Below are 21,758 nucleotides of genomic sequence, written 5' to 3'. Positions count from 1 at the left end.
GGAGTGAGCACAGCCATCGCCTCCTCCCCTCCCGGGGAAGGATCGAGGTGGAGTAGCGCAGGGTCATCGAAAGGCCCGCAAAGCGCCACGCAAAAGCTCGCCGCGCCATGCAGCCTCATGCGTCATGATCGCAAATCCAGAGGACCCCACCCCGACCCTCCCCTGCAAGCAGGGGAGGGAGTTTCGGTGACATCCTCCTGTGTCTGCGTGGATTGAAACAATAATTCAGACGTCCATACGGCCAAACAACGCCGTCGCGAAACCATTTGCAATTCCAATGCCGCAGCGCAACACTGTTCCGATTCCAGGCCCTTGACAGCGAACCCTCGTGACCCCGCCAACTTCCGCGCCCTTGCCCACAGACGCCCCCTGGATCGTGATGAAGTTCGGCGGCACCAGTGTCGCCACGTTGCCGCGCTGGCAGAACATTCGCGAACTGGTCGCCAGCCGCCGCGCCGAGGGCGCTCGCGTGCTGGTGGTGGTGTCCGCCTTGTCCGGCATCACCGATGGGCTCAAGCAGTTGTGCCGGCTCGGCGATCGGATGCAGCGCAGCCAGGCAGCCAAAGCCATCGTGCAGCGCCACTACGAGTTGCTCGAGCACATGCAGCTGGCGCTGCCGGATACGCTCAATGACCGTTTGAGCGACCTGACGCGTCTGGCGGAGGAGGGCGCGACCGGCCACGGCGAACTGGCCTGGAAGGCCGAGGTGCAGGCGCATGGTGAATTGATGTCCAGCGCGCTCGGCGCGGCCTTCCTCAGTCACAGCGGCCTGCCGACGCAATGGCTGGACGCGCGCGATTGTCTGGCCGCGATTGCCCTGCCGAACCAGAACGAACGCACCCGGCTGCTGTCGGCGATGGTCGAGACCAAACCCGACCCCGCATTGAACGCACGCCTGGCGACGCTGGGCGATGTCTTCATCACCCAGGGTTTCATTGCCCGCGAAAGCCTGGGCCGCACCGTGCTGCTGGGCCGTGGCGGCTCTGACACCTCGGCGGCCTATTTCGGTGCGCTGCTCAAGGCGCAGCGGGTGGAGATCTGGACCGACGTGGCCGGCATGTTCACCGCCAACCCGCGCCAGGTGCCGGGCGCGCGCCTGCTGCAGCGGCTGGATTACGAAGAGGCGCAGGAAATCGCCTCCACCGGCGCCAAGGTGCTGCACCCGCGCTGCCTGTCGCCGCTGCGCGAGCCGCGCGTGCCGCTGCTGATCAAGGACACCAACCGACCCGAGCTTGAAGGCACCGTGATCGGTCCGGAAGTGCGCGCCCACGCGCCCAGCGTCAAGGCGATCAGCGCGCGCAAGGGCATCACCCTGGTCTCGATGGAATCGGTTGGCATGTGGCAGCAGGTCGGCTTTCTGGCCGACGTGTTCGCGCACTTCAAGCAGCATGGCCTGTCGGTGGACCTGATCGGTTCGGCCGAGACCAATGTCACCGTGTCGCTGGATCCCACCGAGAACCTGCTCGACTCCGACGCCATCGCCGCGCTGGCCAGCGACCTGGCCAAGGTGTGCCGGGTCAAGGTGATTGCGCCGTGCGCGGCGATCAGCCTGGTCGGGCGTGGCATGCGCTCGCTGCTGCACACCTTGTCCGGCGTGCTGGCCGAGTTCGGCCAGTTGCGCGTGCACATGATTTCGCAGTCGTCGAACAATCTGAACCTGACCTTCGTGGTGGATGAGGAAGTGGTCGACCTGTTGCTGCCGCACCTGCACGACCTGCTGATCGGCGCGGGCGCGCTGCGCACCGATGACAGCGCGCTGTTCGGTCCCAGCTGGCAGGCGCTGTACGGCAGCGGCGAAACGCTCGACGTGGCGGCTGCGTGGTGGCATGAAGCGGAGCGCGAGCGCCTGCTGCAGATCGGCGCCGAAGCCACGCCGCGCTACGTCTACCACCTGCCCACGGTGCGCCATCAGGCGCGCGAGCTGAAATCGCTGGTGGCGGTTGATCGGCTGCATTACGCGGTGAAGGCGAACACCCACCCGGCGATCCTCGGCGCGCTGGCCGACGAGGGTTTCGGCTTCGAATGCGTGTCGCCGGGTGAGCTGAAATACGTCATGGCGCATGTACCCGAATCCGCGCCCTTGCTGTTCACGCCGAACTTCGCGCCGCGTGACGACTACGCCTGGGCGCTGACCACCCGCGCCACCGTGTCGCTGGATGCGCTGTATCCGCTGGAACACTGGGGCGAGCTGTTCCGCGGTCACGAGATCGTGTTGCGGGTCGACCTGGGTCGCGGCCTCGGCCATCACGAGAAGGTGCGCACCGGCGGCAGCGGCAGCAAGTTCGGCCTGCCGGTCGATCAGCTGGACGACTTCCTGCGCCTGGCCGATGCGCATGGCGTCACCGTGCGCGGACTGCACGCGCACCTGGGCTCGGGCATCCTCGACGACGCGCACTGGGGCGAGGTTTACGCGCAGCTGGCCAGCCTGGCCGAGCGCATCGGCAGCGTCAGCTTCATCGACATCGGCGGTGGCCTGGGCGTGCCCTCGCATCCGGGCGAGGCGCGGCTGGACATTCCCGCGCTCGACCGCGTGCTGCGCGAGGTCAAGGCGGCGTATCCGCACTATCAACTGTGGATGGAGCCGGGCCGTTACCTGGTCGCCGATGCCGGTGTGCTGCTGGCCAAGGTCACCCAGCAGAAGGGCAAGGGCGCGCTGCGCTACCTCGGCCTCGACACCGGCATGAACAGCCTGATCCGGCCCGCGCTGTACGACGCCTGGCACGAGATCGTCAACCTGACCCGGTTGCATGAACCGGCCACCGCGCTGTACCAGATCGTCGGCCCGATCTGCGAAAGCGGCGACGTGCTCGGCAGCGACCGCCGCCTGCCCGAAGCGCAGGAGGGCGACGTGATCCTGATCGCCCAGGCCGGTGCCTACGGCAAGGTGATGTCCAGCCCGTACAACATGCGCGATGAGGCCGGGGAAATCATCCTCGAGTGATGGCCCCGCCTGTCTGGCTGAAAGTGCGGCGATAATGGGCGACCGTTGGAGATAGATGTGCCACAGACCATGCAACCCCGCCTCACCCAGGTATTCCGTTTCACCCGCGCCAGCTACGCCGATGGCGTGGCCGAGCTGGCGTATGCCTTCGACGACGGCGAGGAACTGGTCGAGCGCATCCGCTTTCCACAGGCGCCGGTGGTGCCGGCCGAGCGGCGCGCGGCGTTCGGCGCGGCGCTGAAGCTGCTGCATCTGATCGCTGGCGTCAGCTACTACAAGGCGGGCGTACCGCCGCAGATCGAGCTGGCCGCTGGGCCGCTGGACGATGCCACGGCGGACCTGCTCGATGCGCTGTATCTGCATGGCCTGGCCGAGTTCGCCTATCGCAACGGACTGGATCTGCGCGGGCGCATCGCGTTTCCGCGTGGCGGCGTTACCGCGGCGGTGAGTGCATTGAATCTGCCCAAACGTACCCTGGTACCGATCGGCGGCGGCAAGGACTCGCTGGTGGCGGTGGAGGCGATCAAGTCGATCGGCGGCGAGGCGACTGCGGCGTGGGTCGGCAACTCCGCGCTGATCGCCGCCTGCGCCGAGCGCACCGGACTGCCCACGCTGAACATCCAGCGTGAATTGGCGCCGGGCTTGTTCGAGATGAACCGGCTGGGCGCGTGGAACGGACATATCCCGGTAACCGCGGTGAACTCGGCGATCCTCGCGCTCGCCGCGATCCTGTACGGCTACGACTCGATCGCGTTCGCCAACGAGCGCTCCGCCTCGGCCGCCACGCTGGAGTACGACGGCCAGCAGGTGAACCACCAGTGGAGCAAGGGTCATGCGTTCGAGCAGTTGCTGGGCAACTGGCTGCATACGCACGTGGCCAGCGACCTCGATTACTGCTCGTTGCTGCGCCCGTATTCGGAGCTGGCGATCACCCGCGCGTTCGCCAGGCTGACGCCGTATTTCGACGTGTTCTCCAGTTGCAACCGCAACTTCAAATTGCTCGGCCCCAAGCCGGTCGATCGCTGGTGCGGGCAGTGCCCGAAGTGCCACTTCGTGTTCCTGGCGCTGGCGCCGTTCCTGCCCAAGCCGCGGCTGCTGTCGATCTTCGGCCGCAACCTGCTGGATGACGAGAACCAGGCCGGCGGTTTCGACGCGCTGCTGGAATACCAGGATCACAAACCGTTCGAATGCGTGGGCGAGGGCGCCGAGGCGCGCGCCGCGATGTACGCGTTGAGCCAGCGGCCGGAGTGGCAGGAAGACGCCCTGGTCGCCCGCTTCCGCAGCGAGATCCTGCCGCAGCTGGACGCGGCGCAGCTGGCGCTGGAGCCGTGGCTGGCGCCGTCGCCCGAACATCGTGTGCCGCCGCGACTGCAGGCTGCGCTGGCGGCGATCGGTTGATGCGCGTGGCCGACCTGACCGATCGCCGCGTGGCGATCTGGGGCTTCGGGCGCGAAGGGCACGCCGTCATCCGGGCGCTGCGCTCGCAGCTGCCGACCTTGGCGCTGACCCTGTTCTGCAGCGGCGCCGAAGTCGAGGCGGCGCGCGCGTTCGATGTCGCGCTGGAAGTCATTGCCGGCGAACCCGACGCCACCACGCTGGCGCAGTTCGACGTGGTGGTGAAGTCACCCGGCATCTCGGCGTACAAGCCCGCGCTGCTGGCGGCGCAGGCGCAGGGTACGCAGTTCACCTCGGGTACCGCGCTGTGGTTTGCGGAGAATCCCGATGCGCGCGTGATCGGCGTCACCGGCACCAAGGGCAAGAGCACCACCAGCGCGCTGCTCGCGCATCTGGCGCGCGCACTCGGTGTACGCACCGCGCTGGCCGGGAATATCGGGCTGCCATTGCTGGAACTGCTCGGCCAGACGGCGGATCTGTGGGTGATCGAACTGTCCAGCTTCCAGACCGGCGAAGCCGGCCCGCTGCAACTTGGCGTGATCACCAGCCTGTACGAGGAACATCTGGACTGGCACGGCTCGCGCGAGCGCTACGTGGCCGACAAGCTGAAACTGGCCGACGTATCGCGCCAGTTGCTGGTCAATGCCGTGCAGCCGGTGTTGCTGGCGCATACGCAAGCTCATCCGCATCGCCTGCTGTTCGGTCAACCGGAAGGCTGGCACGTCGCCGGCGACTACATCCGGCGCGATACCCGGGACGTCTTCGCTATCGCGCAACTGGCCGCACCCGGCCTGCACAACGCGCTCAACGCCTGTGCCGCGCTGGCCGCGCTGGAGGCGATCGGCATGGATGCGCTGGCCGCCGCGCCCGCACTGGCCAGCTTCCGCCCGCTGCCACATCGGCTGCAACCGCTGGGCGAACACGACGGCTGGCACTGGGTCAACGACTCGATCAGCACCACGCCGCTGGCGACCCTGGCCGCACTGGAAAGCCTGCATGGTCGCGCGGTGACCGTACTGGTCGGCGGCCACGACCGCGGGCTGGACTGGACACCGTTCGTCGAGGCGGTATGCAGGACGCCACCGAACGCGATCGTCTGCATGGGCAGCAATGGCGGACGCATCGCCGATGCGCTGCGCGCCGGTGGCATCGCCTGCCCGTTGTTGCGGGTGGACGACCTGGCCAGCGCCGTGGCCGAGGCAAGGGTGCGCACGCCAGAGGGCGGGGTGATCCTGCTATCGCCGGGGGCGCCAAGCTTTGATCAGTTCAAGGATTACGCCGAGCGCGGGCGGCGCTTCAGCGCGTTCGCGGGTTTTGATCCGGCGGCAATCGCCAGTATCGATGGGCTGGGGATCGCGGGCTAGCGATCGAGGCAATGTGACCGGTCTGGGTTGCGCATGGCGTTTGTAGAAGCGCACTCGTGCGCGATGCTTCCGCAAGGGCGATCATGGTGACGTATTTGTCTTCGTCGCTGGCGACGAGATCGGCACCATTGAGTGCGAGGAATACGCGATAGCCGACGTGTGCCGTGCGTTTGTTTCCGTCGACGAAAGGATGATTCCGTGCTTGCCGAAGAATTCGCGCGCTGCCATGTGGCACGTCGCGGAAAAAAGCCGCAGGTCCGGTTGCCGTCGTGGCCAAAACGCAGTGGTCGCAGCTAACCGGTCAGGTGGGTATGCGCGTCGATCAGGCCGGGCAGGCAGGTGGCATCGGCGAGGTCGAGTCGTGCTCGAAGGGCATACGCGATGACCCGAACCGGACATTGGAAGCCATCGCGATCAGGGCCGTCCCCTTGAGTGCGACGAGAGCTCCGTGCGATTTCAGAAAAAAGCCATGCAAATGGCCGCCACGCGGCGCAAGCATGGCGCAGGATCCGGCAGGGGTGCGCCGCACCATCTGCTGTCTCGAATCTTGAACACTGGCCGTGTGCCACAACGGAGGATTGTCATGAAGCTTTGGCTGGTTGCCTTGGGATTGCTGCTGGCAGGTGCTGGCGCGCAGGCGAAAGGCGCGAATTGGCAGCCCTCGGCGGGGCACGCGCAGGTGCCGATATGGCCGGGGGCGGCACCGGATCTGCAACCGGTTCCCGGACCGGAAACCGCGACGGTGAGCACGAAGCTGCTGGCGGGCAAGCCGGCGACGGCGGTGACCAACGTGACGCGGCCGACGATGACGGTGTACGCGCCCGCGGGGAAGAATACGGGCGCGGCGGTCGTGGTGATTCCCGGCGGCGGCTTCCAGATTCTTGCCATTGATCTGGAAGGCACCGAAACCTGCGACTGGCTGACCTCCCGCGGCATCACCTGCGTGTTGTTGAAGTACCGCGTACCCAGCTTGCCGTATGACTGGCATTGCGATTGCCGCCCACACAATTTCGAGCTGTCGGTGTCGTCGCTGCAGGACGTGCAGCGAACCATGCGGTTGGTGCGCTTCCACGCCGCGCAGTGGCATGTCGATCCGCACCGGATCGGCGTGCTGGGCTATTCGGCGGGCGGATTCCTGGTGGCCGAGATCAGCACGAATTTCGATCGCCATCTGTATGCGCCGGTGGACGCAGCCGACCAGGAGAGTGCCCGACCGGATTTCGCCATGCCGATCTATCCGGGGCATCTCACCAAAGGCGACGGCAAGTTGAACCCGAACATTCCCGTCTCGAGCGCGACGCCACCGACCTTTCTGGTGCAGGCCGAAGACGATTACGTCGATGGCGTGAATCAGTCGCTGGTCTACTACACCGCGCTGGCGAAGGCGCATGTGCCGGCGGAAATGCACCTGTACGCGCACGGTGGCCATGCGTTCGGCTTGCGCCCGACGAAGATGCCGATCACCGGCTGGCCCGTGCTGGCCGATGCCTGGCTGCGGACGATCGGGATGGTCCACGACTGAGCGACGCCGGGTTTCGCACGATGTTCAGGCGATCTGCTGTGGCGATTCTGCCGGCCATCCCGTGGGCCGGTCGCGTTGATATGCTTGGGTGGTCGGCGCGCCGCCGGCGCGTGAAACGAGCAGCGGAGGATGCATGAAGTCAGCAGGCAGGTCCGATGATCCGGATGCTTCCGCCCATATCAGCGCAAGGATCGAAGCGCTGGGCGATTGGCGCGGCGAGATGCTCGCGCATATCCGCCAGCTGATCCACGATGCCGATCCGGAGATCCGGGAAGAGTGGAAGTGGGCCAAGCCGACGTCCGGAGGCACGCCGGTCTGGTCGCATGACGGCATCGTCTGCACCGGCGAGTCGTACAAGGACAAGGTGAAGCTGACCTTTGCCCGCGGTGCGTCGCTGGCCGATCCGAAGAAGCTGTTCAATGCCAGTCTGGAGGGCAACGTGCGTCGCGCGATCGATCTGCGCGAAGGCGTGAGGATCGACGCGGCCGCCTTCAGGCAACTCATTCGCGCTGCCGTGGCCGCCAACAACGCCGTACTCGCCGCGCGGGCGGCACGGAAGAAGTAGACGCAGCTTTCCATGCGACGAGGCTTGGCCGGCGCCGCCTTCGATCACGCTTTGTGTGTGGCGTCACGCACGCAGTTGCGGCCGGCGCGCTTGGCTTCGTATTGCGCGTCATCGGCCTCGCGCAGCAGGATTTCCGCGTCGTCTTCGCCGTCCAGTTTGCGGCACGCGACGCCGGCGCTGACGGTGATTCCGCGCACGCTCTTGCCTGGCCCGTGCAGGGGATGGCGTGCCACTTCCAGGCGGATCTTCTCGGCCAGGACGTGCGCCGTGGGCAGGTCGGTGTTGAACAACAGGCAGGCAAACTCCTCGCCGCCGTAGCGGGCGAGCACGGCATCGTCCGGTAGGCACCGGCCGATGGCTTCGGCCACGCTGCGCAGGGCGTGGTCGCCGGCCAGATGGCCGAAGTTGTCGTTGACGAGCTTGAAATGATCCACGTCGATGAAGATCAGTGCCGCAGTCACGCCGCGGCGTTCGCCGGCGGTGGCCTGCTGCAGCGCTTCCATCAGCCAGCGCCGGTTGAACACGCCGGTCAGCGCATCGCGGCGGGCAAGCTCGAGCAACTGCCGATTGGCGCTGTTCAACTGCGCGGTGCGTGCATCGATGCGTTGCTCCAGCGCGTGTTGCCGGCGGCGCAAGGCGTGGGTGTGCCAACGCAGCAGGGCGTGGACGACGATGCCGGCGAGTGCGGCGAACAGCAGCCAGGCCCATCCACGCTGCCACCACCAGGGCTCGACGGTAACCGGCAGCAGGATCGGCGTGCTCAGGTTGCCGGCGTAATCGCGCGCCTCGACATGCAGCGTGTATTCGCCGGGTGGCAAGGTGCCGATCTCGCGAAAATTGTCGGCGGTCCATGCGCCGGGTGACTTGCTGAAGCCTTCCAGCCAGGTGCGGAAGCGTGACTCGTCCTCGTGCTGCCAGGACAGCAGGGCAAAATCCACGCGCAGGTTGTGCTGGCCAGGCGCAATGACGATGCGATCGCCTTCGACCGCACGGTCATCGACGCTCACCCGGACCAGCTTGAGCGGCTTGGCCGCATGATCGGCTTTCGCCCGATCGGGGGCGTGCACCATCAGGCCGCCCAGCGTGCCGGTCCAGAAGCGGCCGTGCGCATCGATGAATTGCGCGTTGGGATTGCATTCGTTGTTGACCAGGCCATCGCGGACGGTGAACACCTGTGAGCGGTAGCGGCCGGCATCCGGGGTGAGCAACTGCACGCCGGAATCGGTGCAGACATAGATGCGGCCGCCGGGATCGGCCAGTGCACCATCGGCGGTCAGATCGGGCGGTGCCGGCAGGTCGGCCGGCAGGGCGCGCGGGTGCAGCGGGTCGCTGATGTCGACGCGGGTGATGCCGTGGCGGACACTGCCCAGCCACAGGACGGGGCGTCCGCGTGCGTCGGGAATCAGCTGCACGCCGAGCAGGTCCACGTCTGGCAGGCCGATATCGCGACCCAGCAGCTCCCACTGCTTGCCATCGAAGCGGGCCAGCCCCTGGTTGCTGCTGGCCCACAGCCAGGATTTTCCGTAAGCCGTGGTCTGCGCCAGCAGCTTCACCACCGACCAGCTGCCAACCACCCGCGGTGGACGGAAAGACGTCCAGATGCCGTCGCGCCGCCGATAGATGCCGGAGGCGTCGGTGGCAAACCATTGCTCCACGTGACCGTCGATGCGCCGGCTCAGCATGTCGTTGAGGCGCTGGCCCGGTTGGTGCGGCCAGGGCGTGGTGACCGGCGCGAAGCCGGCTTCGTCGCGGAACCGCAGCAAACGACCCCAGCCAGTGCCGAGCCAGACCGCGCTGCGGCCCTGCAGGTCGTCGGCACGCGCGATCATGCTCACGTCGGAGTCGGCGAGTTGCCCGTGGGACGTGTTGAAATAGTGCCACTCACCCTTGGTGTACAGAGCGAGGCCGTCCCCATCGGAACCGACCCACAGGCGTTCGTTGCCCTGCGCGTCGGCATCCACCAGCACGCTGAGCACGCCGGTCTGCGAGGAGCCCAGCAGCGACACCGTCTTCCACTTGCTGCCGTCCACGAAGCTGCGGGCGATGCCGTCCTCGGTGGCCACCCACAGCACATAGGTGTCATTCGGGCTGCGCCACGCGCTGACGCCGCGGATGGCATTGGACTGCAGGCCGTGGCGGCGGTCGAAGACCTGCACCTGGTCGTGGTAGATGCGGATCAAGCCATTGCGTGATGACGCCCATACCGCGTCGCCGCCGTCCGCGGTGGGCGTTTCGACCATGTTGTACAGCACGTCGCTGGGCAGCTCGCCCGATTCCACGCTCCAGTGGCGCCAGCCATGTTTGTCCAGCCGCCACAATCCGGAATTGAATACCGACACCCACAGGGCTTCGCGCCCGTCGTGGTTCGTGGTCAGCACATAGGCCAGCCCGTTGCCGGCGTCGAAACCCGCCGCGCTGAAATGTTGCCAGGGGCCGTCACCCTCGCGATACCACAGGCCGTCACTGACCGAGCCAGCCCACAGCCGTTCGTGCCCGAACAGGTGGTCGGTGTGCGCCAGCGTCAGGAAACGGGCTCGCGGCAGTTGTGCATTGCCCGGGTCGGCCAGCCAGCGGTTCTGCTCGCGGTAGAACAGGCCGGCATCCGGACTCACCGCCCACAGGCGTTTGCCGCCGTGATCTGCGGTCTCGACCAGGCGCCGTACATGCGTGTTGGTCAGGCCATCGTCCGCACTCTCGATATGCCAGTGCCTGCCGTCGTAACGTGCCAGGCCGAAGTTGCTGCCACAGGCCCACAGCGTGCCGGCATCGTCGACGAACAACTGGCTGATGTAGCCGGCCAGCGCGGGGTCGTCGAGCGGGTGCCAGCGCTTGCCGTCATACCAGGCCAGTCCATGCGGCGTGCCGACCCAGACGACGCCCTGGCGGTCGGTCCGGATGGTCACGGTCACCGGGTCCGGCAAGCCATCGCGCGTGGTGAACGTTGTGAACGCGGGTGCACCGAGATCGAACAGATCGAGTGACCTGGACGGCGCCGCCATGGCCGCCTGCAACGGTGCCGCCAGCGGGGCGAACGCCACCAGTGCTGTCATGGCCAGTTGAATCAGCCAGCCCGATCGCTTCCCCATCAATCCCTGTCCAGACGTGCCTGCAATAGCCATAGCGCTGTAGCGCTTTTTCCGCAGAATAGCATTGCCGGTTCGGCAGGCATGGTCGCCATGCCATGCACCTTTCGTGCTCCTGCTTGAGGTCCGCCGGGTGAATCGCGGCGACGAGAGGCTGCTGGCACTTCGATGCCTCGATGCAGAAGGGCCGCACTTGCGTGCGGCCCTTTGTGTTCGCTGCAGCAGGGGGCGATTACCAGATCTTCACACGATCCTTCGGCGCGAGATACAGCTTCTCCCCCGGCTTCGCCTTGAACGCGGGGTACCACTGGTCGAGGTTGCGCACGGTCTCGGCGCGGAAGTCGCCGGGGGCGTGCACGTCGGTGGCGAGGCGCTGGCGCAGGGCGGCGTCGCGGATCTTGCCACGCCAGGCCTGGCCGAAGGCGAGGCAGAAGCGCTGGTCGCCGCTGAGCCCATCGATCACCGGCGCCGGCTTGCCGTTCAGCGATTTCTGGTAGGCGAGGTAGGCGATGGTGAGGCCGGAGACGTCGGCGATGTTTTCGCCGAGCGTCTGTTCGCCGTTGACGTGCAGGCCGGGCAGGGCTTCGTACTGGTTGAACTGTTTCACCAATTGCTGGCCGGCCGCCTTGAAGTGGGCCAGATCTTCCGGCGTCCACCAGTTCTCCAGCTTGCCCTGGGCGTCGAACTCGGCGCCGAGGTTGTCGAAGCTGTGGCTGATTTCGTGGCCGATGATGGCGCCGATAGCACCGTAGTTGGCGGCAGCGTCGGCCTTCGGGTCGAAGAACGGCGGCTGCAGGATCGCCGCGGGGAAGTTCAGCGCGTTCTGCAACGGCAGGTTCACCGCGTTGACGGTCTGCGGGGTCATCCACCATTCGCCCTTGTCCACCGGTTGACCGAGTTTGGCGCGCTGGTGTTCGTACTCGTATTTCTCGGCGCGCAGGCGGTTGCCCAGCGCGTCGTCGGCACGGATTTCGAGCGAGCTGTAGTCACGCCAGGTTTCCGGGTAGCCCACGCCCACGCGCAAGGTGTCGAGCTTGGCCTTGGCCTTGGCGCGCGTGGCCGGGGTCATCCAGCTCAAGGTATCGATGCGGTCGTGGAACGCGGCGACCAGGTTCTTCACCAGTTGCTCGATCTGCGCCTTCGACGACGCCGGGAAGTAGTGCTTCACGTAGAGCTGGCCGACCGCGTCGCCGAGTTCGTTGCTGGTGGCGCCGACGGCACGCTTCCAGCGCGGCTGCTGCACCGGCGTGCCCTGCAGGGTGTGCACGTAAAACTCGAAGTTGAGCTCGGCAAAGGCCTTCGGCAGCAGGCCGGCCGCGTGGTTGAGGGTGTGGAAGGTCAGCAGGTCCTTCCACGCCTGCAGCGGTTCGCTGGCGGTCAATGCGGACAGGCCGGTGATTGCGCCGGGCTGCCACGCGTCGATCTGCGCCTGGTCCTGCAGTCCGGCTGCCTGGAAGTAGGCGGCCCAGTCCAGCCCCGGTGCCTTCGCGCCGAAGTCGGCCATGCTCCACAGGTTGTTCGCCTTGTGCACGTCCTCGCTGTCGAGCAGGCTGGCCTGCGCCTTGGCGATCTTGGTTTCCAGCGCGACGATGGTTTTTGCCTTGGCCTGCGCGTCGGCGATGCCGGCCTGCTGCAGCAGCGCGCCGACATAGGTCAGGTATTTGCCGCGTGCCTCGACCATGTGCGGCTCGTCGGACAGGTAGTAATCGCGGCTGGGCAGGCCGATGCCGCCCTGCAGCAGGTAGGCGACGTGGCGCGACGGATCCTCCAGGCCCTGGGTCACGAACAGGCCGAACAGGTTCTGCGTGTGGTAATTGGTGGCGTTGATCGGGTCGACATCGGCGCGCAGGCGGCTGCCGAGCACGCGGGCCAGGTCGTCACGCGAGGCGATCGCGTCGATCTGCGCCAGCTCCGGCTTGATCGCGGTCATGCCGTGTTTTTCGATGGTGGCGGTGTCCATCCAGGCCGCGTAGTAGTCGGCGATCTTGCGCGCATTGCCGCCGGCGGCGGGATGGCCGGCGCCAGCGTTGCGGATCAGTTCGGCGGTGTCCTTCTCGGACTGCTCGAAGATCTTCAGGAAGCTGCCGGTGCTGGAGCGGTCGGCGGGAATCTTCGCGGTTTTCAGCCAGTCGCCGTTGGCGTAGCGGAAGAAGTCGTCACCCGGCTTCACGCCGTGATCGATGCCCTTCAGGTCGATGCCGATCGACGCGGTGGCCGGCGTGGCCGCCCATGCCGTCGAACCGCACAGGATCGCCGCACCGAGAATCCATCGCATGTGTTGCATGATCGCGCCTCCAGCTTGGGAAAGTCCCACGATAGTCCGCGCAACCGGCTTTGTGTGCATGACCTCTGGGCTAGAGACCGGTGCGCTGGCGAACCTGCGCATCAACGCAGGGTGTAGCCCGCCACGCGCCAGACCTTGTCGCTGTCCAGGTGGAACGAGATCAATTCGCGCACGGGCTTCCGTGCCATGGCAAAGCGCGTCGCGTAGCTGACGTTGACGTACACGCCGGCCGGCACCTTGCCGCCCTTCGAGGCGGTGCGGGTGATCGCCCGCAGTTTGCGTTCGCCGGCTGCGCCGAGTCTGGCGCGATCGGCGCCCACGCTTTGCACGAAGTCGGCGCGTCGGGTGGTCTGTTTCGTCACGCTGGAGGACTGGTCCCAGATCTGGCCGAGCTGATTCTGGTCGACCATATGCGCGATGCGCAGCGAAGCCTGCGCCATCTGCACATTCTGCCTCTCCAGTTGGGCCTTCTGCTGCGGCGTCAACGCGGTTGCCGCCCGGGGCCCGGCCGGGGTGGTCGGCGCCGGCGTCTGTGCGAACGCACCGGCGCAGGCGCCGAGCAGCAGGGCGGTCAGCAGGGTCTTCTTGAACATGCGGAGGTCTCCGTGACGTGGCAGAGCGGTTGGTCGCCCGCGCAGCTTGCCCTGTCAGGCCGCAGGGCGGCAATGGCGGGCCGCATGGCGCCTCAGTGCGCCCCCGCGGCGGCGTCCTGGCCGGCCTGTGGCGGGGTCCGGCAGAACGGCACCAGCAACAGCGACACCAGGAACATCCACGCCATCAAGCGGAACACATCGTCGAAGGCCAGGGTCAATGCCGCGCGCGAGACCAGTCGGCCCAGTTCGCCCTGCGCCATCAGCAAAGCGTGGGCGGAATCGGCGGTGAGCTGGCCGATCCGGCCGGCCAGTTGCGCCACCACGTCGGTGGCATGGCGGCCGCTTTCGCCCAGGCTCTCGCCGAGGCGCGCGACGTGGCGGCGGGTCGCATCCTGCAGCCAGGTGTTGACCACCGCGATGCCGATCGCGCCGCCGAGGTTGCGCATCAGGTTGAACAGGCCCGAGGCGTAGCGCAGTTCGGCCAGCGCGAAACCGTTCAGTGCCATGTTCACGCTGGGCACGATGCACAGCATGATCGCGAACCCGCGCAGCACCTGCGGCCAGAACAGCGCGGCAAAACCCCACTCCGGCGTCATCGCGGAGAACAGCCACAGGCTGGCGGCGAACAGCAGCAGGCCGATGCTGATCGTCCAGCGCGCGTCTATGCGCTGCGACAGCCGCGCCGCCACCACCGTGCTGAGGATTTGCGCGATGCCGGTGATGAATACCGTGGTACCGATCTGCAGGCTGTTGTAGTCGCGCACGCGGCCAAGGAACACCGGCACCAGATAGGTGGAGGAGTACAGCCCGAAGCCGATCACCAGGCTGAGCACGCAGGCCAGCACGAAAGTGGGCTGGCGGAACGGCGACAGCCGCACCACCGGCCCGGATGAGCGGAACGAGCGCTCGAGGAACAGCACGAAACCGACCAGCGACAGCCACGCCGCGGTGGCGATGCCCGGGTCGCCCAGCCACTCGTGCCGCGGGCCTTCCTCCAGCACGTATTCCAGCCCGCCCAGGAACATCGCCATCGCCGCCAGGTGCACGTAGTCGATCTTCTTCAGCATCGACAGGTCGGGCCGGTCCACCTTCACGAACACCATCGACAGCACGGTGACGGCGATGCCCGGCACGATGTTGACGTAGAAGATCGAGCGCCAGCCGACCGCCTCGGTGAGCCAGCCGCCCACCGTCGGTCCGAGCGTGGGTGCCATCACCGAGACCATGCCCAGGATTGCCGGAATCAACGCGCGCTGCTTGCCGGTGAACAGCGCGAAGCCGGTGGCGAACACGGTCGGCACCATCGCGCCGCCGACGAATCCCTGCAGCACGCGGAACACGGTCATCGAGTCGATGTCCCAGGCCATTCCGCACAACGCGCTGGTGAGCGTGAACAGTCCGGCCGACAGGGCGAACAGCCAGCGCGTCGACAGTGCCTGCGCCAGGAACGCGGCGAACGGAATCATCACCAGTTCGGCCATCAGGTAGCCGGTCTGCACCCAGCTGATCTCGTCGGGTCCGGCCGACAGTCCGGCCTGAATTTCGTTGAGCGAGGCGGCGACGATCTGGATGTCGATCAAGGCCATGAACATGCCGAACGCCATCACTCCGAAGATCAGGAATTTGCGCGTCAGCGGCAGCTCGGCAGGGGCGATCGGCGTTGCCGGAAGGCTGGTGGCGGGGGCATTCACGGGCGGCTCTTGCAAGGACGGAAAATCATAGTATGATGATCATCATATAAAAAAGCGAGAGCGACATGCGCTACGGCACCGAGCACAAGCAGAAGACCCGCGCCACCGTCGTGCAGGCGGCGGCAAACGCGATCCGTGCCGATGGCCCCGATCGCGTCGCCGTCGCGGCGGTGATGGCGGAGGCGGGGCTGACCCACGGCGGCTTCTACGCCCACTTCAAATCCAAGGACGAGCTGATCGCCGCGGCGATCGGCCAGATGTTCGAGGACGCGCGGCTGCGGCTGGACCACGCGACTGCGGGACGCGATCCGGCCGAGGGTCTGGCGTCCTATATCGACTTCTATCTCTCGAAGAAGCACCGTGACGCGCGCGGCTTCGGGTGCCCGATGGCCGCGCTGTCCTCGGACGCGCCCCGACTGGCGGACCCGGCGCGCGGCCAGTTTGCCGCCGGTGTGCGGCAGTCCACCGCGAGGCTGGCCGGGCAGCTGGCCCTGCTGGGCCATGCCGAGCCGGAGGTCGGCGCCCGCTCGATGATCGCCGAACTGGTTGGCGCCCTCGCGCTGGCCCGGATGGAGCCGGATGCGGAACGTTCCGACGCGATCCTCGCTGCCTCGCGGGTGCAGCTCAAGCAACGCTTCGGCACGAAGGAGTCGCAACGATGAGCGCTGAAGCCACCCCGGACGTGGCCGCGGCCGCCGCGCCGGCTGCACCGCACACGCCATGGTCACGCAAGCCGATGCTGGTTGCCGCGGTGGCCGCGGTGATCGCCATCGGCGGAGCGCTGTGGATCGCTGCACCGAAGCGCAGCGTCTCCACCGACAACGCCTATCTGCAGGCCGACAGTTCCATCGTCGCGCCGAAGGTGCGCGGGCTGGTGGCAGCGGTGCTGGTGCGGCACGACCAGCAGGTGCGTCGTGGCGATCCGCTGGTACGCATCGACGCGGAGGAGTTCGACGCGCGCGTGGCATCGGCCGCGGCCGCATTGCAGAACGCGCGGGCTTCGGTCGCCGCCGCGCAGGCTGCGCTGATCACCCTCGACGCGCAGGAGCGGCTGGCCGGCGCCAGCATGCGTGCGGCGCAGACGTCCATCCGTTCATCCGATGCGCAGCAGAAGCAGGCCGAGGCCGATCGTCGGCGCTACGACGCGCTGATTGCCAGCGGCGCGGTTTCGCGCAGCGCGGCCGAGCAGTTCCGTACCGCCGCGATCACCGCCCAGGCCAACGCGGAGCACAGCCGCGCCCAATTTGCAGTAAGTCGCGATGCGGCGTCGGTCACCCATGCGAGCCGGCTGACGTTGCAGGCCAACCTCGCCCAGGCGGAGGCCGGCGTCGCCACCGCGGAGGCTGCGCTCGATCTTGCCCGCCAGGACCAGACCAACACGCTGGTGCGCGCACCGATCGATGGCGTGGTGGGCGACCGCCAGGTCGAGCCGGGCGATTACGTGCAACCCGGCACCCGCCTGCTGACCGTGGTGCCGCTGGATGCCCTGTACGTGATCGCCAACTTCAAGGAAACCCAGACGGCGCGCATGGTGGTCGGCCAGCACGCCAGCGTGGCCGTCGACGCGCTGCCGGGCTACGCATTGAAAGGTCGCGTCGAAAGTTTCGCGCCGGGTTCCGGCTCGCAGTTCTCGCTGCTGCCGTTCGAGCCGGGCACCGGCAACTTCACCAAGATCGTGCAGCGGGTGCCGGTGCGCATCCGCCTGGACGCCGGCCAGCCTGCCCTGGCGCGGTTGCGTCCGGGGCTGTCCAGCACGGTGACCGTGCAGTTGGACTCGCACGAAACCCACCAGGCGTCGCGCTGAGCGCGCGGCCCTTCCGTTGTCCCTCAGAGAGACCCCCCATGAAAATCAAAGGCAGTACCGCACTCGTCACGGGTGCCAATCGCGGACTTGGCCTGGCCTATGCCCAGGCCCTGCTGGCCGCCGGTGCACGCAAGGTCTACGCCGGCGCGCGTGATCCTTCCAGCGTGCCTTCCCTGCAAGGCCTGGTGCCGCTCAAGCTCGACGTCGGCAGCGCCGAAGACATTGCTGCCGCGGTGGATGCCTGCGGTGACGTCGACCTGGTGATCAACAACGCCGGCATCATCGGCAGCGATCCACTGCTGGGCGAGGACGGTGTCGCCACCCTGCGCGCCGTGATGGAAACGAATGTGTACGGGGTGCTGGCCGTCAGCCGGGCCTTTGCGCCGGTGCTGGGCCGCAACGGCGGCGGCGCACTGGTCAACATGCTGTCGGCACTGAGCTGGGCGAGCCTGCCGGGCACCGCCGTCTATTCCGTCTCGAAGGCGGCGGCATGGTCGCTCAGCAACGGTCTGCGCAACGAACTGCGCGGGCAGGGCACCCAGGTGGTCGCCGTGCATGCCGGCTACATCGACACCGACATGGTGTCAGCCGTCGATGCGCCGAAGGCGAAGCCCGCGGATATCGCGCAGGCCGTGATCGACGGCATCGAGGCCGGCGCATCCGAGGTACTGGCCGATGACACAGCGAAGCACGTCAAGGCCGGCTTCGGCAGCACGCCGTCGCTGTACCTGGGCGCCTGACCCGGATCACTTCTCGATGCGGTAATTCAGGCTGGCGCGGCTGAACTCGGTGGCTTGCTGCGCCTCGAAATTCCAGCGCTTGCTGAGCCGGTAGCGCAGGGTGATAACCTCGCCCGGCTCGAACAACCCGACGCCGTAGCTGAGGTACAGCCGCGGCGACAGGAACTTGCCCACGGTGAACGCGGAGCTGCCACCGAGCGCCTCGTTGCTGGACACGCCGATGTCGTCGACGCCCAGCTTCGAGCCGATGCTCTTGGCCAGCAGGTCGCCGGCCGCCGAACCCAGCGCCTGCGCCGCGGCACCGACCATGTCGCCTTCGCCGCCCTTGACCTGCGACAGCGGTTTGCCGGTGACCAGATACGAGAGCGCGTCGGATTGCTCCATCACCGGGTTGGAAAACACGGTGAGGACCGGACGCTGCGCGGTGCCGGAAACCAGCAGGCCGACTTCCTGCCCCTCGTCGATGGTGGCGTTGGGATTGAGCTTGCGCACGGCGCGGATGTTCAGGCCCGGGTTGTCAATCGGCGTGCTGGCGAACAGCAACTGGCCGCGCTGAATGCTGAGGTCCTGGCCATAGGCGCGGTAGGTGCCGTCCACCGCGATCTGGCCCTGGCCGACGGTGGCGCGGCCGGGGCGTTCGACCACCGTGAGCACGCCGGTCACGGTGCCGTTCAGGCCCATGCCCACGACATGCGTCTTGCGCCCCAGGTCGACCTTGACCACGGCGCTGAGCGGCAACTTGCTGGCCGCCTCCTGCTGTTGCCTTTCGTCTACCACGACCACGTCGGGTGATGTCTGGGTAGCGCCGGCACCGGGCAGTTTCTCGGCATTCACATCGGCGCTGTCGATGCCGAGCGAGCCGCCGATCACGATGCCCTTGGCGTCCTGCTTCCAGGTGAGGTCGGGCGAAATGACCGCCTTGGCGGCGGGGATGTCGATCGCGGTGAACTGGCTGCCCTTGAGCGTCAGCGAGGTTTGCGCCGCCTCGCCCAGCCCGGCGCTGCCGTTGATCGCCATGCTGCCCTGGCCCGATTTCACGCTGCCCTGGATCAGGAACTGTCGCGCGTCGCTGGTGCTGACGGTGAGCTGACCCTCGCTCAACTTGAGACCGGCCGAGGGCAGTTCCGCGGCAAAGCCCGCCACGTTGGCCTGGCCGAGGACGGTCGGCTGTTTCAGCGTGCCGCCGAAGCGGAAACTGCCGTTGGCGCCGCCTTTGACGTTGGCCACCTCGCTGCTGAACAGCTCGATGAAGGCCAGGTTGTTCAAGCGCAGGTCGAGCTGGCCGCCCAGCGACTGCCGGGCACCGCTGATGGTGAGCTGGCCGTCCAGCCGTCCGCCGTCATCAAGCCCGGCATGTGCCTCGATCCGCTGGCCGGTCGGTGTCAGCGCGGCGTCCAGGCGCAACTGGCTGTAATGCAGCAAGGGTTGGTCGGCACGATCGGTATAGCTGATCGTGCCTTGCATGGAGTCGATCGCGGCATTGCCGCTGAGCGCGCCGGCCGCGCTGCGGCGGATCGTGCCGCTGCCTTGCAGGGTGCCGTCCGCACGCATCGGCAGGTCGGCATTGCCGGTGGCGTTCAGCAGCAGGGCCAGCGGCAGTGCCTGCAGGCGATAACTGGCGTCGAGGTTGCCGGGCTGGTCCTGCTTCGCAGTCAGGCACAGCTGCGGATCGCCGGCGCTGAGGCAGAGTTCGGACAGGCTCATCGCGCCGTCGTTGTAGGCAAGCTGGCTGGGTCGCAGCAGCCGCCACGGCGGCATGCCCTGCGGCTCCAGGGTCAGCATGGACAGCGTGCCTTTCCAGAGCGGGCCTGTCAGCGATCCGTGCAGGTCGAGCCGGCCCGACAGCTGGCTGCCGCGTGCGTCCAGTTGCAGGCGATGATCGGCCTGGCTGCCTTCGGCCAGCAGGCCGACATGCTGGAACAGCAGGCCCTGCACGTAGACGTTGCTGGTCTGCAGGTCGATCTTGCCGGCCGGATGGCTGAGGTCGGGGACGCCGACGATCAGTTCCAGCGTATCCGCCTTCTGCTGCTGCCACGACAGCGACCGGCCATGCAGCTGGCCGTTGACGCTCAGCTTCGGCTGCCTGCCGGCGATCGTGAAATGGCCGTCCAGACGTCCACCGGCATCCGGCAGCCAGTCGCCCAGCGAGGCGACCGCCAGGGTCAACTCGATATCGTTGCTGCTGCCCGGTTTGCCGACGACTCGGATGTTGCTGCGGGCGGAGCGCAGGTCGAGCTGGCCATCCACCACGTCGTCCGAGGACAGGTGCAGCTTGCCGCTGCCGTCGACGGCTCGATCGCGCAGCTTGCCGCCGAGCCGGCGAATTTCCAGGGTGGCGTCCGGGCCGCCTTGCGGCAGGCTGCCTTGACTGGCGATGTCGAAATCGAGTGCGCCGTTCCAGCCGGCAAACAGCTGGCCAGGATCGAACCGGTCGGCCTTGGCTTCGGCCTGCCAGCCCGGCACCGGTTGCAGGGTCAGCCGGCCGTTGGCCTGCAGCTCGCCCTGTGCCTGCTTCAGCGCCAGCGTGCGCAGGTCGATCTGTTGCGGCGTGCCATCGAGGTCCAGCGTGATCTTCGCCGGCTTGCCCGGCTGCCCCAGCTGGATGTCGCCTTCGGCGTGATAGTGCTGGGCACTGCCGCTGACCTTCAATGCGCCGCGACTGGCCAGCGGCTGACCGGCCAGCTCGGCCGGCAGCAGCAGGTCGTTCCAGTGGACGTCGAGTGCCGCCGTGACTGGCCTGGCCGCGAGTTGCACCGTGCCGCTGGCCTCGACGCTGCCCTTGATCTGCGGCGAGCCAAGCTTGAGCTGCTGCAGGGTCAGTGTCTTCATGTCGCGACTGAACTGTGCGCGCAGCGGCTGCAGCAGAAGTTGGTAGTCGTTGAGATCGAGCCGACCCTGGAGTGTGCCGCTGTAGCGATCACCGTGGCCTTGCACGGCGATGGCCAGCGCCTTCAGCGAACTTTCGCCGAGCAAGGCTTGCGGGTCGAAGCGGGGTGCATCGAGCTGACCGGTCCATGCGTAATCGCCGCCCTGGCTCAGCGCCAGCTGCAACTGCATCGGGGTCGGCGCGGTGAGCTTGAGGTCGAGCCGCGCCTGCTTGCCGTCGCTGTGCGCATCGAGGCTGCCGGTGTATTCGGTCGCGCCGACCTTCCAGGCAAACGTCGCCCTGGCGTTGCCCTGGTAGGGAGTGCCCAGCACCAGGTGGCCGTCGAGGCTGGCGTGACCGTCGGGCGCCTGCAGCACCAGCTGGCGCAGTTCGATGCCGGCGGTGGTCCAGCGGCCGGCGAGGTCGAGCCGGTTCGAGGCGAACACCGGCTTGCCGGCCTGACTCACCTTCACCGTGCCCACGTGCGCGCGATCGAAGATGATCTCCAGCGGTGGTTGCAACGAGAACCGGCTGTTGCTTTCGCCTTGGTCGGCGGCGGGTTCGGGCAGGCTCACCTCGACGCCATCGGCGTCCAGCGCCAGCACATGCACCCGTTTCACCAGCAGCGGCCACAGGCGCAGGTCCAGCCGCGCGGTGGCCAGCCTGACGACCGTGCCCTTGCCGTCGTCGTAGCGCACGCCGGTGAGCTCGAGCGGTCCGACCAGCCGGCCACGCGCCTGCTGCACGTGCAGTGCGCCATCGGTGGCGGACTGGGCGCGGGCCAGTGCAAAACGCAGGCCGGCGCCGGTGCCGAGCAGCCACCACAGGGCTGCTGCCACGATCAGCAGCAGCGCGGCGAAGGCGATGGCGATGCGCTTGACCCACTTCATGCTGTTTGCGTTCCCGACGG

The 21,758-nt window shown here is 67.3% G+C and carries 13 protein-coding genes and 1 pseudogene; 8 read left to right on the top strand and 6 right to left on the bottom strand.

The window, feature by feature from the left end; genetic code table 11:
• The first annotated feature begins 328 nt into the window (after positions 1–328).
• From ACQGNJ_RS04445 to murD, 3 genes are all read left to right on the top strand, one after another.
• Complete coding sequence (locus ACQGNJ_RS04445; RefSeq protein WP_426688028.1) at positions 329–2,941, top strand: bifunctional aspartate kinase/diaminopimelate decarboxylase; 2,613 nt, start codon at positions 329–331, stop codon at positions 2,939–2,941.
• A gap of 69 nt (positions 2,942–3,010) precedes the next feature.
• Positions 3,011–4,339, top strand: coding sequence for a UDP-N-acetyl-alpha-D-muramoyl-L-alanyl-L-glutamate epimerase (gene murL / locus ACQGNJ_RS04440; RefSeq protein WP_426688027.1), 1,329 nt, complete (start codon positions 3,011–3,013; stop codon positions 4,337–4,339).
• On the top strand, positions 4,339–5,700 hold the full coding sequence (gene murD, locus ACQGNJ_RS04435; protein WP_426688026.1) for a UDP-N-acetylmuramoyl-L-alanine--D-glutamate ligase: 1,362 nt from the start codon (positions 4,339–4,341) through the stop codon (positions 5,698–5,700). Before murL ends, murD begins: the two co-directional genes overlap by 1 nt.
• Here murD and ACQGNJ_RS04430 read toward each other — a convergent pair.
• Positions 5,633–5,902: pseudogene (locus ACQGNJ_RS04430) on the bottom strand (Fic family protein); the annotation flags it as partial. The gene murD and the pseudogene ACQGNJ_RS04430 sit on opposite strands and share 68 nt — an antisense overlap.
• A 381-nt stretch (positions 5,903–6,283) precedes the next feature.
• Here ACQGNJ_RS04430 and ACQGNJ_RS04425 point away from each other — a divergent pair.
• Positions 6,284–7,222, top strand: a complete 939-nt coding sequence (locus ACQGNJ_RS04425; protein WP_426688025.1) for an alpha/beta hydrolase — start codon at positions 6,284–6,286, stop codon at positions 7,220–7,222.
• Between the two features lie 133 nt (positions 7,223–7,355).
• Complete coding sequence (locus ACQGNJ_RS04420) at positions 7,356–7,787, top strand: DUF1801 domain-containing protein (protein WP_426688024.1); 432 nt, start codon at positions 7,356–7,358, stop codon at positions 7,785–7,787.
• 44 nt (positions 7,788–7,831) lie between these two features.
• On the opposite strand, the gene ACQGNJ_RS04415 is transcribed toward ACQGNJ_RS04420, so the two are convergent.
• The 4 genes from ACQGNJ_RS04415 to ACQGNJ_RS04400 form a co-directional block, all read right to left on the bottom strand.
• Positions 7,832–10,873 carry a diguanylate cyclase gene (locus ACQGNJ_RS04415; protein WP_426688023.1) on the bottom strand — a complete coding sequence of 1,014 codons (3,042 nt, stop codon included), beginning with the start codon at positions 10,871–10,873 and terminating at the stop codon, positions 7,832–7,834.
• Between the two features lie 229 nt (positions 10,874–11,102).
• Positions 11,103–13,154 (bottom strand): M13 family metallopeptidase, encoded by a 2,052-nt coding sequence (locus ACQGNJ_RS04410; protein ID WP_426688022.1) that lies wholly within the window; start codon positions 13,152–13,154, stop codon positions 11,103–11,105.
• 101 nt (positions 13,155–13,255) lie between these two features.
• Positions 13,256–13,747 carry a DUF4019 domain-containing protein gene (locus ACQGNJ_RS04405; protein WP_426688021.1) on the bottom strand — a complete coding sequence of 164 codons (492 nt, stop codon included), beginning with the start codon at positions 13,745–13,747 and terminating at the stop codon, positions 13,256–13,258.
• Positions 13,748–13,839: 92 nt separating this feature from the next.
• Positions 13,840–15,438 carry a DHA2 family efflux MFS transporter permease subunit gene (locus ACQGNJ_RS04400; RefSeq protein ID WP_426688020.1) on the bottom strand — a complete coding sequence of 533 codons (1,599 nt, stop codon included), beginning with the start codon at positions 15,436–15,438 and terminating at the stop codon, positions 13,840–13,842.
• 65 nt (positions 15,439–15,503) lie between these two features.
• Between ACQGNJ_RS04400 and ACQGNJ_RS04395 the strand changes: the two genes are divergently transcribed.
• From ACQGNJ_RS04395 to ACQGNJ_RS04385, 3 genes are read left to right on the top strand one after another with little or no spacing between them, the layout of a single operon-like run.
• Positions 15,504–16,100 carry a TetR/AcrR family transcriptional regulator gene (locus ACQGNJ_RS04395; RefSeq protein ID WP_426688019.1) on the top strand — a complete coding sequence of 199 codons (597 nt, stop codon included), beginning with the start codon at positions 15,504–15,506 and terminating at the stop codon, positions 16,098–16,100.
• Positions 16,097–17,242, top strand: coding sequence for an HlyD family secretion protein (locus ACQGNJ_RS04390; RefSeq protein ID WP_426688018.1), 1,146 nt, complete (start codon positions 16,097–16,099; stop codon positions 17,240–17,242). The genes ACQGNJ_RS04395 and ACQGNJ_RS04390 overlap by 4 nt, the downstream gene beginning before the upstream one ends.
• A gap of 38 nt (positions 17,243–17,280) precedes the next feature.
• Positions 17,281–17,982 (top strand): SDR family oxidoreductase, encoded by a 702-nt coding sequence (locus ACQGNJ_RS04385; RefSeq protein ID WP_426688017.1) that lies wholly within the window; start codon positions 17,281–17,283, stop codon positions 17,980–17,982.
• 6 nt (positions 17,983–17,988) lie between these two features.
• On the opposite strand, the gene ACQGNJ_RS04380 is transcribed toward ACQGNJ_RS04385, so the two are convergent.
• Positions 17,989–21,738, bottom strand: a complete 3,750-nt coding sequence (locus ACQGNJ_RS04380) for a translocation/assembly module TamB domain-containing protein (RefSeq protein ID WP_426688016.1) — start codon at positions 21,736–21,738, stop codon at positions 17,989–17,991.
• Between the last annotated feature and the right edge of the window lie 20 nt (positions 21,739–21,758).

This window comes from Rhodanobacter ginsengiterrae, from assembly GCF_050026815.1.
In the GTDB taxonomy this organism is placed as follows: Bacteria; Pseudomonadota; Gammaproteobacteria; order Xanthomonadales; family Rhodanobacteraceae; genus Rhodanobacter; species Rhodanobacter ginsengiterrae.
Note: the sequence above shows the minus strand (reverse complement) of the source record. Positions and strands in the feature narration are given on the sequence as shown.